The organism is Nocardiopsis sp. EMB25, from assembly GCF_026797795.1.
Taxonomy (GTDB): Bacteria; Actinomycetota; Actinomycetes; order Streptosporangiales; family Streptosporangiaceae; genus Nocardiopsis; species Nocardiopsis lucentensis.
On record NZ_JAMTDN010000001.1, the window covers coordinates 476,291 to 491,073 of the forward strand.

Consider the following 14,783-nt stretch of genomic DNA (forward strand, 5'->3'; position numbering starts at 1 on the left):
GTGATGACGACCGACCCCAAGGGCGCCGGTGACGCCGGTGCCGCAGCGACCGCGGGCGGGACCTCCGCCGGCGGTGTGCCCGACCCCCGGGCGCTGGAGGAGCTCGAGAGGGATCTCGAGGCTCTGGAGAAGCACGACTTCACCGAGGACACGGGGGTCGAGGGCGTACGTGCGGACCTTCGCGCGGTGTGGCGGTGGGGGGTGTTCGCCGTCGCCCTGGCCCTGGCCGTCTTCCACCTGTGGACCGCGTTCACCCAGACGCTGCCTCCCCTCCAGCAGCGCTCCTTCCACCTCGCCCTCGGCCTCGGCCTGGTGTTCCTCCTCTACCCGGTCAAGCCGCGCCACGAGGGTCCGCACGGCCCCTTCTACGGCGCGTCGATGGCCTTCGGCGTGCTGCTGTCGGGCTACATCGGTGTCGGGGTGTTCTCCGGCGCCGACACGAGCATGTACCTGTACCTGCCGCAGTGGGTGTTCGCGCTGGTCGCGGTCGCCCTGTTCGGTGCGGTCGGCGTGTTCCTGTGGCGCACGCGCACGGGTGCGGACCCCTCCCGCGCCCAGCGTTGGGCGGGGTGGACGCTGCTGGTCGGCACCGCGTTGATCGCCCTGGACCTGGTCACCAGTGAGTCCGGCGGCGGCTTCTTCTTCCTGCCGATCCTCGGCCTGGTCCTCGTCGTGGTCGCCGTGGCCGCGGCGGTGGCGCTCCTGAGGTTCCCCTCGTCGTTCCCGGTCTGGCTGTGGCCGGTGGTCACCCGCTGGGGGCTGACCACGGTCGGGGCGGTGGCCCTGGTCTACATGTGGCTGGCCGGGGTCGCGGAGTGGAACGTGCTCGGTCCGGCGCTCGTGGTCCTGGTCGTGGTCCAGGCCGCGCGCCACATCCCCCTGAACCTGTGGGGGATGCCGCTGTTCGATGTCGTACTGGCCGGGCTCGGTCTGTTCGCCGGTCTGTACATGTTCGTCAACTACGAGGAGATCACCCGGTCGGTCGGCATCTACAACCCGACCTACGTGACGGTGGGGACGATCGGCCTGCTGCTCATCCTCGTGGCGGCCTCCCGGGTGCTGGGCCCGGCGCTGGTGGTGCTGGCGGGCGCGATGATCGCCTTCGCCTACTTCGGCCAGTCGATGCCCGGTTTCCTGCGGCACCGCGGCTCCAGCGTCGACCAGATCGTCACCAACCTGTACGTGGGCACGGAGGGCGTGTTCGGCACGCCGCTCGGCATCTCGGCGACGTTCATCTTCCTGTTCATGATCTTCGCGGCGATGCTCCAGCGCACGGGCATGGAGCGGTTCTTCACCGACCTGGCGCTGGGCGCGACGGGCTCGTCGGTCGGCGGCACCGCCAAGGTCGGTATCGTCACCAGCGCCTTCTCCGGGACGATCACGGGCAGCTCGGTGGCCAACACCGTCTCCAACGGCGCGTTCACCATCCCCATGATGAAGAAGTCCGGCTACAAGCCCGAGTACGCGGGCGCCGTCGAGGCCGCGTCGTCCACGGGCGGCCAGATCATGCCGCCGATCATGGGCGCGGGCGCGTTCATCATGATCGAGTTCACCGGCGCCACCTACCAGCAGATCCTGACGGCGGCCGCGATCCCCGCGGTGATGTTCTTCGTCTCCCAGTACGTGGTCGTCCACTTCGACGCCAAGCGCCTGGGCATCGGGGGCCTGCCGAAGCACATGCTGCCGAACCTGCGGCGGCTCATGATCACCCGCGGCTACCTCATCGCCCCGGTCGTGGCGATCTTCGCCCTGCTGTCGATGGGCTTCTCCCCGATGTTCTCGGCGATGGGCGCCGTGGTGACGACCGTGGCGATCAACGTCCTCACCCAGTACATCCTCATGCCCTGGCGCAGGGACGAGGAGACGGGAGAACTCAAGACACGGTCGGGACGCGACATCACCTCCTCCGCGGTGCGGCTGTCCCTGCCGATCATCGTCGCGGCCGTCGCCGCGACGGTCCTGGTCATGGTGGGCCAGTGGGTCATGGCCGGAATGGACCGGGGCATGGTGGCCCTGGCCACCACCCTCCTGCTCACCCTCGCCGGGATCGCGGTGGCGGTGGCCTTCGGCCGCTGGCGGGAGTCGGGTGAGGACCAGCTGAACCTGCACTCGTTCCTGGACGGCCTGGTGGGCGCGGCCCGGTTGGCGATCCCCATCATCGTGGCGTGCGCCTCGGCGGGCGTCATCGCGGGCGTCATCACCACGACCGACCTCGGCCTCAAGCTCAGCGACGGTCTGCTGGGGATCGCCGAGTCGATCAGCTCGGGTCTGGCCTCGCTGCTGACGGCGGTGGCGGCCTCCCCGGTGCTGGCCTGGACGGGCGCGGGCGCCGACTTCGGGGCGACCGCGGTCGGCACGCTGCGGGTGGACCTGTTCCTCATCCTGTTCATGTCGATGATCGCCTGCCTGATCCTGGGCATCGGCCTGCCCACGACCGCCAACTACGTCATCACCGCGACCCTGGCGGCGCCGGCGATCGTGGCGGTCCTCCAGGGCTCGGTGGACGAACGGCTCGCGATGCTGCTGATGGCGCACCTGTTCGTCTACTACTTCGGTGTGCTCGCCGACATCACGCCGCCGGTCTGCCTGGCCGCCTACGCCGCGTCGGGCATCTCCGGAGGCGATCCGATCAGGACCGGGTTCTACTCGGTGCGCATCGCCATCGCCGCCTTCGTGATGCCGTACATGTTCGTGTTCTCGCCCGAGCTGCTGTTGCAGGAGGTGAACTGGCTCACCGGCACGATCGCGGCGATCACCGGTGTGGCCGGCGCGGTCATGGTGGCGCTCGGCCTGGTCGGTTACGTGGACCGGCCGCTCGCCTGGTACAAGCGGGTCGGGCTGATCGTGGGCGGACTGCTCCTGGTGTCCGGGAGCCTCGTCGCCAACGCCGTGGGGCTGGTCCTGATCGTGGCGGTCCTCGGGTACGAGAAGCTGCGTACCCGCCGCGAGGGCGGCCCGAAGACCGTCCCGGGCGTGGACTCCGTCCCGGCCAAGGTGAAGGCGAACGGAGACGACCGTTCCGTGGAGTCGGCGGGCGGCGACGACTGAACCCCGACTGATCCTCCACGCGGCCCGTGCCGCTGACCACCGCGGTCGGCGGCACGGGCCGTCCCGTGGGCGGGATCCGCTCCCCGTGCGTGGCCCACCTGTTCTCCGCACCGGTTAGCCTGGGACGGTGAGCCAGAGTCGTACCTACCAAGTGCGGACCTACGGCTGCCAGATGAACGTCCACGACTCCGAGCGCCTCTCCGGTCTGCTGGAGGACGCTGGGTACGCGCGCGCAGCCGAGGACACCACCGCAGACATCGTCGTCTTCAACACCTGTGCGGTCCGGGAGAACGCCGACAACCGCCTGTACGGCAACCTCGGGCACCTGCGCCCGGTCAAGGACGCCAACCCGGGGATGCAGATCGCCGTCGGCGGCTGCCTGGCGCAGAAGGACCGCGGTGAGATCGTGCGCCGCGCCCCGTGGGTGGACGTGGTGTTCGGCACCCACAACATCGGGTCCCTGCCCACGTTGCTGGAGCGTGCCCGGGTCCAACGCGAGGCCCAGGTGGAGATCGCCGAGTCCCTGGAGCACTTCCCCTCCACCCTGCCCAGCCGCCGTGAGTCCGCGTACGCGGCGTGGGTCTCGATCTCCGTCGGCTGCAACAACACGTGCACCTTCTGCATCGTGCCCGCGCTGCGCGGCAAGGAGCAGGACCGGCGCCCCGGGGACATCCTGGCCGAGGTGCGCGCCCTGGTGGCCGAGGGCGTCAGCGAGATCACGCTCCTGGGCCAGAACGTCAACGCCTACGGCAGCGGGTTCGGCGACCGCCAGGCCTTCTCGAAGCTGCTGCGCGCCTGCGGTGAGGTCGAGGGGTTGGAGCGGGTCCGGTTCACCTCCCCGCACCCGCGCGACTTCACCGACGACGTCATCGAGGCGATGGCCGAGACCCCCAACGTCATGCCGCAGCTGCACATGCCGTTGCAGTCCGGGTCCAGCAAGGTCCTCAAGGACATGCGCCGCTCCTACCGCCAGGAGCGCTTCCTGAGCATCGTGGAGAAGGTGCGCGCCGCCATGCCGCACGCCGCGATCACCACCGACATCATCGTGGGCTTCCCGGGCGAGACCGAGGAGGACTTCGCCGAGACGCTGCACGTGGTGCGCGAGGCCCGGTTCGCGATGGCGTTCACCTTCCAGTACTCCAAGCGTCCGGGGACGCCCGCGGCGACGATGGACGGGCAGGTGCCGCCGGAGGTCGTCAAGGACCGCTACCAGCGCCTGGTCGAGCTCCAGGACTCGATCTCCTGGGAGGAGAACCAGAAGCTGGTGGGCCGCGAGGTCGAGCTGCTGGTCTCCGAGGGCGAGGGCCGCAAGGACGGCGAGCACCGTCGGCTGTCCGGCCGTGCCCCCGACAACCGTCTGGTGCACTTCGCCGTGGGCGAGGGCGAGGAGCCGCGCCCCGGTGACATGGTGACCGTGGAGGTCACCTACGCCGCCCCGCACCACCTGGTGGCGGACTCCGGTGTTCGCGGCCTGCGCCGCACCCGCGCCGGTGACGCCTGGGCGGCGCGCAACGGTCAGCCGACCGAGGAGCACGGCTCCGACGTCCTGCTGGGCATGCCGAAGATCGGTGTCCCGGCCGAGCCCGCCGCCCCCGCCGGCGGGTGCTGCGACGCCTGACCCGGCTCCGACCGGCGTCCCCGCGGCCCCCGACAGCGTGTCGGGGGCCGCGGGCCGGGTTCGGGGCCCGGTCGTGGGGTGCTCACCCCTGGCGGTCGGTTCGGGGGAGAACGCTAGCCGGAGAGCCGCACGTACAGGTCCTTGAACCGCAGCGCTCCCGGGGTGGGTACCCGCTCGGGCTCGCGTCCGGGCGCCAGGGCCAGGTCCGGGTAGGTCCGCAGCAGTGATCCGAAGGCCACCTGTCCCTCCTGCCGGGCCAGGGCGGCGCCCAGGCAGTAGTGGATGCCGTGGCCGAAGCCCACGTGCGCCTCTCCGGGTTTGCCGTGGTGGCGGGTGATGTCGAATCGGTGCGGGTCCGGGTGCACGTTCGGGTCCCGGTTGGCGCCCATGATGACGGCCACCGCCCGGTCGCCCGCGGCGAGCCGGCCGCTCCCGAGTCGGACGTCCTCGGCCGCGTAGCGGACCTGGGTGATGAGGGCGATACCGCACCAGCGCAGCATCTCGTGGACCGCGGAGGGCAGCAGGTCGGGGTCGGCCCGCAGCATGTCCCACTGGTCGCGGTGGGTGAGCAGGGCGTGTGTGCCGTTGGTGAGCAGGTGGGCCGTGGTCTCGTGCCCGGCGATGACGAGGGTGAAGACCATGGCGATCAGCTCGGCCTCGCTGAGCTTCGCGCCGTCCTCGTCCCGTTCCCTGATCAGCGCGTCGAGCAGGTCGTCGTGCGGGGCTCGCCGACGCTGCTCGATCATCCCCTTGAGGTGGTCGATCATCTCGCCCAGCACGCTGTTCATCAGCTCGGGCCTGGTCGGATCGAACCCCTGGAGGGTGCTGCTCCACTCGCGCCACAGGGGCCGGTCCTCCTCGGGGACGCCGACCAGGTCGCAGATCACGGTGATCGGCAGCGGGTAGGCGAAGTGTTCGAGAAGGTCGACGGCACCGTTCTCGGCGTGGTCGGGCAGCCGGGACAGGAGGTCGTCGGTGATCCGCTGGACCCGAGGGCGCAGCTCGTTGACGCGGCGCACGGTGAAGGACCGTGACACGAGTTTGCGCAGCCGGGTGTGGTCGGAACCGTCCATGGCGAGGATGTTCTCGGTCATGTACGCGGCCAGGTCCGGGGTGACGCCCATGGCCTCGAAGATCTCGGCCTTGGTGCGCGTGCCCGCCCCCTGGCGCACGTTGTCGGGGTTGACCACGAACCGGCGGTCGCTCAGGATCGTGCGCACGTCCTCGTCGTCGGTGAAGAGGGTGACCTCGAAGCCGTCCGCGAACAGGGCGGGCGCCGAGCCTCCCGCCGCGGTGACGCGGTCCACGAGGGCCCGCGGGTCGGAGCTCCAGATCGGGTCCATCAGGTTGATGGTGTCGTTGTGCGCGGATGGTGCTGTGGCCGTCATGGGCACTCCATCGGTCGTCAGGTGTCGCGCGTGGCGTGTGTGTAGCGGTCGACCTCCGCGTGAGCGTCCCGGACGAGTTCCTCGAACAGGGCGGTCACCCTGGGCCAGACGGTGTGCAGGGCGCCGTCGGCGTCGGACTCGCCGAGAGTGGAGCGGATGGTGTCGGCCAGGATGTCGACGTGGCGGTCGACGGTCGGGGGTGGGAACGTGAAGCGTTCGGACAGGAGCGGCTCGGAGATCAGGAAGCCGGTCAGGATCGACGAGTAGGCGTAGAGCTGCTCGTCGCGGGGGCGGTCGGTGCGGATGAGCCCGTGGTCGCGGAGGAGGTCGAAGTAGGCCTCGGTGATGCCGAGCCGTCGTTCGACGAGCTTCCTGCTGTACTCCTCGGCGGCCTGGGACAGGGTGCCCAGGGTCTCGGCGCGGCCCCTCATCACCGCGGCGATGATCGCGGAGTCGTGGAGCGCCAGGCCGGTGGTGCGGGCGAGCGTGCTGGGCCAGATCCCCTCGGGGCCCTGGCGCATCACCTCGAGGACGCGTTCGACCATGGCGCGCTGGGCGCGGAGCACGACCACCAGGAACAGCGCCTCCTTGGTGGGGAAGTGCAGGTAGACGGTGCCCTTGCCGATCCCGGCGCGGCGGGCGACGTCCTCGATGGTGATCCTGGGGTAGCCCCAGGAGACGAGGAGTTCGCCAGCGGCGTCCAGGATGCGTTCGGCTCGCTGGACGCGCTTGTCGGTTCTGGACGTCGGCCGGGTGGACGGGGTCACGGTGTACTCCTGAGCGTGGGGGATACGGCTGTGGTCTGGGTGTACCAGCGTTGTCACCATGACCATAGCCATGCCTCCCCTCGCGGTGTGACTCCGTGACCAGATTTCGAATCTGGTCACGGAGTCAACGCTAGGTGAGAACCGACCGGGGGGCAAGGGTTCGGGCGAGCGGGCGAGCCGCCCGGATCGCCGCCTCCGTCGGCGATCGGCGGGGGTCAGGCGTCGGGCGCGGTGTGCTGGGAGTGGGGAACCAGTGTCGCCACGTCCACCAGCGTCTCCCCGGGGTAGGCCGGGGGACCCGCCATCACGGCCTCGACGTGGGAGAGCGCGCGCTCGACGAGTGCGGGGGAGTCGTAGGGCAGCCAGCGGACGCGGGGGTCGCGGCTGAACCACGACTCCTGGCGGCGGGCGAACCGCCGGGTGGCGCGGGCGGTGCTCTCCCTGGCCTCCTCCTCGGTCAGGTCCCCGTCGAGCTGGCCGAGCGCCTGCGCGTAGCCGAGCGCGCGCGAGGCGGTCCGGCCCTCGCGCAGTCCCCACCCGTCCAGTCGGCGGACCTCCTCCAACAGGCCGCGCTCCCACATGCGGTCCACGCGGCCGTCGATCCGAGTGTCCAGCTCCGGGCGCGGGGCACTCAGCCCGATCTGCGCGCAGGGGTAGTAGGGGGTGTCGTGGTCGGGCAGGTTGGCGGTGAAGGGCGCGCCGGTCAGCTCGATGACCTCCAGGGCCCGTACGATACGCCGCCCGTTGCCGGGCAGGATCGTGCGGGCGGCCTCCGGGTCGAGCTCGGCCAGGCGGGCGTGCAGGACGCCGGGGCCGAGGTCGGCCAGTTCCGACTCCAGCCGTGCGCGCACCTCGGGGTCGGTGCCGGGAAACTCCAGGCGGTCCAGCACGGCGCGCACGTACAGTCCCGATCCGCCGACCAGGACGGGAAGGACGCCGCGTTCGGCGCACTCCTCGATCCGGTCGCGGGCCATCTCCTGGTAGCTGGCCACGTCCGCGGGTTCGCTGACCTCCCACACGTCCAGCAGGTGGTGGGCGACGCCGCGCATCTCCTCGCGGGTGATCTTCGCCGTGCCGATGTCCATGCCCCGGTACAACTGCATGGAGTCGGCGTTGATCACCTCCCCGCGCAGTCCCGTGCGCTCCTCCAGCCGGAGTGCCAGCTCGACGGCGAGGTCCGACTTGCCCACAGCGGTCGGTCCGACGACCGCGATCACCTTGATCATGTCCCCAGCCTAGGGGGTGTTCCATGGATGCTGCCCGTAGTGAGCGGCGTCTCCGGTGCGGCTCTCGCAAGGCCGAAGAAGGAGCCAGCCCGGGGTTGGCTGTCGACTGATGAGAACGCCGCGAGAGTTGTGCCGGGGCGTCGCGCAGCAGGGTACGTGTCCGCGGAACACCCCCTAAGGGGGCTTTGGGCACCGGACCCGCCGTCGTTCCGACACACCGCGCGAGGGGCGTCGCGGGACCGGGCGCCGGGTTCGGCCGGACGGGGCGGCCCGCGGCGGCGCATAGCAATAATCACGCTGTTATGGAATACCCGTGTTCCCGAGTCGCACAAAGGGAGAAGACATACCACCCCGTCCAACGCATGATTGGTCTGTGTTCCCTGGCGTGTGGGTCATTTTCTGAAAGCGTCTGCGGGTGGGTTATGGAAAACACCAGAGTTGCTGTTGTAGGAATCGGTCTCTGTTATCCTGACGCGAATTCTCCAGCGGATCTGTGGGACAACGTACTGGCGGGGAGGAGGGCTTTTCGGCGCCTGCCCAGCGAACGGATGAACCTGGATGACTACTGGTCAAGGGATCCGTCCGCCGAGGATCGGTTCTACTCTGAAAAAGCCGCTGTTCTTCGCGGATTCACGTTCGACAGGGCGCGCTACCGGGTGTCCGGCAGTTCCTTCCGGGCCACGGACATGACGCACTGGCTCGCCCTCGAAACGATGTCCCGAGCCCTGCGGGACGCCGGATTCCCGGAGGGTGAGGGGCTTCCCCGAAGGTCCACGGGCGTGGTCATCGGAAACAGTCTGACCGGTGAGTTCTCACGTGCGAACACGATGCGGCTGCGCTGGCCCTACGTGCGCCGGACGGTGGCCTCCGCCCTGCTCGACCGCGGATGGGCGGAGGAGGAGGCGGACGCCTTCCTCGCCGACCTCGAGAAGTCCTACAAGTCCCCGTTCCCCCGTATCGACGAGGACACGCTCGCCGGAGGGCTGTCCAACACCATCGCGGGCCGGGTCTGCAACCACTTCGACCTCGGCGGCGGCGGGTACACGGTCGACGGAGCCTGTTCGTCGTCCCTGCTGTCGGTCTCCACGGCGGCGAACGCCCTGGCCTCGGGCGACCTGGACGCGGCCCTCGCGGGCGGGGTGGACCTGTCCATCGACCCCTTCGAGGTGATCGGGTTCGCCAAGACCGGAGCACTCGCCACCGGCGAGATGAAGGTCTACGACAAGGACTCCAACGGCTTCTGGCCCGGGGAGGGCTCCGGCGCGCTCGTGCTCATGCGCGAGGAGGACGCGATCGCCCAGGGCAAGCGCGTCTACGCCGTCATCACGGGCTGGGCGGTCTCCTCCGACGGCAGCGGCGGCATCACCCGGCCGGAGGAGAGCGGGCACCGACGGGCCCTGGAACGCGCCTACGACCGCGCCGGATACGGGATCGAGACGGTCGGCTACTTCGAGGGGCACGGTACCGGGACCGCTCTGGGCGATGCGACCGAGCTGGCCGCGCTCGGCGGGAGCAGGGCGGCGGCCGCTCCCGACGGACCCGCCGCGGCGCTCGGCTCGATCAAGGCCAACATCGGCCACACCAAGGCCGCGGCGGGCGTCGCGGGCCTGATCAAGGCGATCCTCGCCGTGTACCACCGGGTCATCCCGCCCGCCACCGGTCACCACGACCCCCACCCGCGCCTGGAGGAGGAGTCGGCGCCGCTGCGGGTACCCGACCGGGCGCTGCCCTGGCCGGAGGGCCGGCCCGTACGCGCCGGCGTCTCGGCGATGGGCTTTGGCGGGGTCAACACGCACGTCACCGTCGAGTCGGCCCCCGGCCGTTCGAGCGCGGGCGTGACGGCCCGCGTCCGCGAGCTGGTGTCCGGGAGGCAGGACGCCGAGCTGTTGGCCGTGGACGCCGGTGACCTCTCCGGGGTGCGCCGACGCCTGGCGGAGCTCGCCGACGTCCTGCCCAGACTCTCCTACGCCGAACTCACCGACCTGGCGGCCGCGCTCGCCGCCGAGAGCGCCGGGGGCCTCGCCCGCGCCGCCGTGGTCGCCTCCTCGCCCGAGGCGGCCGCACACGCGGTGACCGCCCTCATCGGACGGATCGACGCGGGGGACGAGGAGGTCGTCGATCCGGCCAAGGGGATGTTCCTCGCCCACCGCGGCACACCGCCCAGCATCCGCTACCTCTTCCCCGGCCAGGGGTCGGGGAGCGGCCGTACCGGAGCGTTCCGGCGCCGCTTCGCCCGGGCCGAGGAGGTCCTGGCCTCGGCCGGACTCCCGGAGGGTGGGGACCAGGTGGCCACCGAGGTCGCCCAGCCGCGCATCGTGGCCGGTTCCCTGGCCGCTCTCGCCGTCCTGGGGGATATCGGGGTCAGGGCCGACGGAGCGGTCGGACACAGCCTCGGTGAGCTGACCGCGCTGTACTGGGCGGGCGCCCTCGACGCCCCCGCCCTTGTCGACCTGGCGGCCGTCCGGGGGCGCGCCATGGCGGAGACGGGGCGCGACGACGGCGCCATGGCAGGGCTGTCTGCCCCGCCGGAGCGGGTGGCCGCCCTGATCGACGGCGAGGCCGACGTGGTCGTCGCGGGGTACAACGGCCCCGAGCAGACGGTGGTCTCCGGCACGTCCGAGGCCGTGGAGAGGATCCGCGAGCGGGCGCTCACCGAGGGGATCACCGCCACCCGCGTGAACGTCTCGCACGCCTTCCACTCCCCGTTCGTCGCGCCCGCGGCCGAGGCGCTGGCCCGCAGGCTCGCCGAGACCGACTTCGGGCGCCTGTCCCCGGGTGTGGTCTCCACGGTGACCGGCACGGACCTGTCCGCCGACACCGACGCGCGCGCGCTCCTGCGGGATCAGGTCGTGCGCCCGGTACGCTTCCACGAGGCGGTCACCCGGCTGGCGCGCGGGGCGGACCTGCTCATCGAGGCGGGGCCGGGACACGTCCTCACCGGTCTGGCGGGCGCGGCCGTCCCGGATGTCCCCGCCGTCTCCGTGGACACCGACTCCGCGTCGCTGAGGCCCTTCCTCAACGCGGTGGCCGCGGCCTACGCGCTCGGCGCCCCCGTCGACGTCCGCGCGCTCTTCTCCGGGCGGCTGGTCCGCGAGTTCCCGGAGGAGTTCGAGTTCCTGGCCAGCCCGTGCGAGACCGCGCCCAGCACCGGCGTCGGACGCACCGAGGGCGAGACGCCCCTGGGAACCGAGACGACCGACGCGGCCGGTTCGGGCGTCGAGACCTCCGAGGGCGCCGACACACTGGGGATCCTGCGCGCGCTCGTGGCCGAGCGGGTCGAACTCCCCGAGTCCATGGTGGGCGACGACACGCGCCCGCTGGACGACCTCCACCTGAGCTCCATCACGGTCGGACAGATCGTCAACGAGGTCACCCGGCGTCTGGGCATGCCCCCGATGGGGGCGACCTCGGGGTACGCCACGTCGAGTCTGCGTGAGCTGGCCGAGACCGTCGACGCGCTGTCCCGGACCGACGACGGCAGGGCGGCGACGGGCCAGGCGCCGGGCGTGGCCCCCTGGGTCCGCGCCTTCGAGGTCGCCCACGTCGGCGCCGCCGTTCCCACGGGCGCGGCGTTCGCCGAGCCCGACCCGGACGGCGCGGGGTGGAGTGTGTACGCCTCCGCGGACCATCCCCTGGCCGAGCCGCTGCGCGAGGCGCTCTCCGGGTTCGGCGGCGGTGTCCTGCTGTGCCTGCCCCCCGACGGCGGAGCCCACCTCGCCGGGACGTTCCTCGACGCCGCCCGTGCGGTGCTGGCGGCCGGCGAGCGGACGCGGTTCGTCGTCGTCCAGGGCCGACGCGGCGCGTCGGGGGTGGCCAGGACGCTGCACCAGGAGCTGCCGGGGGTGACCACCACCGTGGTCACCCTCCACGACCCCGCCCCCGACTCCCCGGAGGCGCGCGAGGAGGCGGTACGCCGGGTGGTCGCCGAGACCGCCGCCACCCCCGCCTCGGCGTACGCGGAGTCCCGCCACGACGCGGAGGGCCGGCGCACCGTTCCGGTCCTGCGCGCCACGCTCCCCGCGCAGGCCTCCGGGGAGGAGGGCTCCGCCCCGCTCGGCCCGGACGACGTGCTGCTGGTCACCGGAGGGGGCAAGGGCATCACCGCCGAGTGCGCCCTCTCCCTGGCCACCGAGTACGGGGTCCGACTCGCCCTCCTGGGGCGCGCGGCCCCGGACGAGGACGCCGAACTGTCCGCGAACCTGGAGCGCATGGCGGCGGCCGGTGTCCGACACCGCTACGCCCGGGCCGACGTCACCCGGCAGGAGGAGGTCCAGAGCGCGGTGCGGTCCCTCCAGGAGGAGCTGGGGACCGTGACCGCGGTGCTGCACGGGGCCGGGCGCAACGAGCCCACCGCCGTGGGCGGCCTCACCGAACCGGCCTTCCTGCGCACGCTCGCGCCCAAGGTCGACGGCCTCGCGGCCGTCCTCGACGCCCTCGACCCGGAGCGCCTGCGGCTGCTCGTCACGTTCGGCAGCATCATCGGCCGGGCCGGACTGCGCGGTGAGGCGCACTACTCCACCGCCAACGACTGGCTCACCGAGATGACGGTCGAGTACGGGCGGGCGCACCCGCACACGCGGGTGCTGGCGCTGGAGTGGTCGGTGTGGTCCGGAGCGGGGATGGGCGAGCGCCTCGGCGTGGTCGAGGCCCTGATGCGGGACGGCATCACGCCCGTGTCCGCGGAGGAGGGGATCTCCGTCCTCCACCGGGTGCTGGCCGACCCCTCCGCGGGTCCCGTCCTGGTCGTCAGTGGTCGTACCGGCGGGTTGCCGACGCTGGCCACGGAGGAGCGCGAACTGCCCCTCGGCCGCTTCGTGGACCGGGTCCTGGTGCACTACCCGGGAGTCGAACTGGTCACCGAGGCCGAACTGTCCTCGACTGACGACCCCTACCTGGACGACCACCTGCTCGACGGTGACATGCTCTTCCCCGCCGTGATCGGCATGGAGGCGATGACCCAGGTGGCCACCGCCGTCAGCGGGCACGAGGGCCCGCCCGTGATGGAGGGGGCGCGGTTCCTGCGGCCGGTGGCCGTCCGCCCCGGGGGCAGGACCACGCTGAGGGTGGCCGCCCTGGTGCGCGACGCCCACACGGTGGAGGTCGTCATCCGCAGTGAGGAGACCGGCTACGACGCCGACCACTTCCGCGCGCTCCTGCGCTGGCCGCGCCCGGAACCGGGAGGCGGTGAGGCGCGGACGGGGGAGACGGCGGCCCCGCTGCCCGCGGTCCCGATCGACCCCGCCGAGATGTACGGGGACGTGCTCTTCCAGGGCAAGAGGTTCCAGCGGCTGCTCTCCTACCGCAGGGTGAGCGCCCGGCACGTGGTCGCGGAACTGTCCACGGCCACGCAGGGCGACTGGTTCGGTTCGTTCCTGCCCCAGGAGCGGCTCCTGGCCGACCCGGGTGTGCGCGACGCCGCCATGCACGTCCTCCAGGCGTGCGTGCCCGACGGCACCCTCCTGCCCGAGGGCGTGGACCGGATCCTCCTGGCGCGGCCGGAGGACCAGGAGTCCGAACACGTTCTGTTGGAGGCCCGCGAACGGTTCCAGGAGGGGGACTCCTACGTCTACGACGTGGACGTGCGCGACCCCTCCGGACGTGTGGTCGAACGCTGGGAGGGCCTGCGGCTGCGCGCCGTGCGCAGGAGCGGAGGCCCCGGTCCGTGGGTGCCCTCCCTGCTCGGGTCCCACCTGGAGAGGGAGCTGGAAGGGGTGCTCGGCGGCACCAGGGCCGTGGTCGTCGACCCCGATCCCGAACTCCGTCCCGGCGGGGGGAGCGAGGTGCGCGGGGGCAGGACCGAACTGGCGGTCGGCCGCGCGCTGAACCGGCCGGTGAGGGTGCGCCGCAGGCCGGACGGCCGACCGGAGATCCCCGGAGCGCGGGTCTCCGCCTCCCACGGTGCCGGGGTCACCCTGGCCGTCGTGGGCCAGGGGCGCCTGGCCTGCGACGTGGAGACCGTCGCCGAACGCTCCGACCGGGAGTGGGACGGGCTGCTCGGCCGGGACTCCGCGTCGGTGCGGGACCTGGTCGCCAAGGAGGCGGACGAGTCGGTCCACGTCTCGGCGACCCGGGTGTGGGGCGCTCTGGAGTGCCTGCGCAAGACCGACGACACCGGACGGGCGCTGACGTTGGAGGCGGTCCTGGAACACGGGTGGGTGGTCCTGGCGTCCGGCGGCCTGCGCGTCGCCACCTGGGCGACCACCCTCAACGGCGAACCCGACCCGGTGGTCTTCGCCGTCCTGGCCGGAGAGGAGAGCTGATGTCCGACTACTACGAGATCCGCCACACCGTCGGTTTCGAGGAGACCAACCTGGTGGGCAACGTCTACTACGTCAACTACCTGCGGTGGCAGGGGCGCTGCCGGGAGATGTTCCTCAAGGAGCGGGCCCCCGGAGTCCTGGCCGATCTGCGCGACGACCTGAAGCTGTTCACGCTGCGGGTGGACTGCGAGTTCTTCGCGGAGATCACCGCCTTCGACGAGCTGTCCGTCCGGATGAGGCTGGGGGAGCTGACCCAGACCCAGGTGGGCTTCTCCTTCGACTACGTGCGGTTGGACCCGGAGGGGGAGACGCTGGTGGCCCGCGGATCCCAGCGGATCGCCTGTATGAGGGGGCCGAACACGGCCACCGTTCCCACCCGCGTCCCCGAGGAGCTGCGCGCGGCCCTCGCGCCGTACGCCTCGGCCGGGGCCGGAGCGGCGGTCGGCCGGGCGCCCGAGAGAGGGGCGGTGGCCTGA

General features: G+C 71.8%; 7 protein-coding genes. 4 read left to right on the forward strand and 3 right to left on the reverse strand.

Going from position 1 to position 14,783, the window contains the following annotated elements; genetic code table 11:
• Positions 1–3: 3 nt before the first annotated feature.
• Positions 4–3,048: a TRAP transporter permease gene (locus KIK06_RS01980; RefSeq protein WP_268641675.1), complete on the forward strand. Its 3,045-nt coding sequence runs from the start codon at positions 4–6 to the stop codon at positions 3,046–3,048.
• A 151-nt stretch (positions 3,049–3,199) separates the two neighbouring features.
• On the forward strand, positions 3,200–4,666 hold the full coding sequence (gene miaB, locus KIK06_RS01985; RefSeq protein WP_268645824.1) for a tRNA (N6-isopentenyl adenosine(37)-C2)-methylthiotransferase MiaB: 1,467 nt from the start codon (positions 3,200–3,202) through the stop codon (positions 4,664–4,666).
• A gap of 113 nt (positions 4,667–4,779) precedes the next feature.
• On the opposite strand, the gene KIK06_RS01990 is transcribed toward miaB, so the two are convergent.
• From KIK06_RS01990 to miaA, 3 genes are all read right to left on the reverse strand, one after another.
• On the reverse strand, positions 4,780–6,054 hold the full coding sequence (locus KIK06_RS01990) for a cytochrome P450 family protein (RefSeq protein WP_268641676.1): 1,275 nt from the start codon (positions 6,052–6,054) through the stop codon (positions 4,780–4,782).
• Positions 6,055–6,071: 17 nt separating this feature from the next.
• A complete protein-coding gene (locus tag KIK06_RS01995; RefSeq protein ID WP_051059149.1) occupies positions 6,072–6,821 on the reverse strand; it encodes a TetR/AcrR family transcriptional regulator in 750 nt (249 codons plus the stop codon).
• A 215-nt stretch (positions 6,822–7,036) separates the two neighbouring features.
• A complete protein-coding gene (gene miaA / locus KIK06_RS02000; RefSeq protein WP_268641677.1) occupies positions 7,037–8,047 on the reverse strand; it encodes a tRNA (adenosine(37)-N6)-dimethylallyltransferase MiaA in 1,011 nt (336 codons plus the stop codon).
• Positions 8,048–8,469: 422 nt separating this feature from the next.
• On the opposite strand from miaA, the gene KIK06_RS02005 reads away from it, so the two are divergent.
• Both KIK06_RS02005 and KIK06_RS02010 read left to right on the forward strand, forming a co-directional pair.
• Positions 8,470–14,307: a type I polyketide synthase gene (locus tag KIK06_RS02005; RefSeq protein WP_268641678.1), complete on the forward strand. Its 5,838-nt coding sequence runs from the start codon at positions 8,470–8,472 to the stop codon at positions 14,305–14,307.
• Positions 14,307–14,783 (forward strand): acyl-CoA thioesterase, encoded by a 477-nt coding sequence (locus KIK06_RS02010; RefSeq protein ID WP_017598718.1) that lies wholly within the window; start codon positions 14,307–14,309, stop codon positions 14,781–14,783. Before KIK06_RS02005 ends, KIK06_RS02010 begins: the two co-directional genes overlap by 1 nt.

Excerpts from the sequence above, each read along its gene's own strand:
- KIK06_RS02010 (WP_017598718.1), top strand. The coding sequence starts at position 14,307 with ATGTCCGACTACTACGAGATCCGCCACACCGTCGGTTTCGAGGAGACC.
- KIK06_RS02005 (WP_268641678.1), top strand. The coding sequence starts at position 8,470 with ATGGAAAACACCAGAGTTGCTGTTGTAGGAATCGGTCTCTGTTATCCT.
- miaA (WP_268641677.1), bottom strand. The coding sequence starts at position 8,047 with ATGATCAAGGTGATCGCGGTCGTCGGACCGACCGCTGTGGGCAAGTCG.
- KIK06_RS01990 (WP_268641676.1), bottom strand. The coding sequence starts at position 6,054 with ATGACGGCCACAGCACCATCCGCGCACAACGACACCATCAACCTGATG.
- KIK06_RS01980 (WP_268641675.1), top strand. The coding sequence starts at position 4 with ATGACGACCGACCCCAAGGGCGCCGGTGACGCCGGTGCCGCAGCGACC.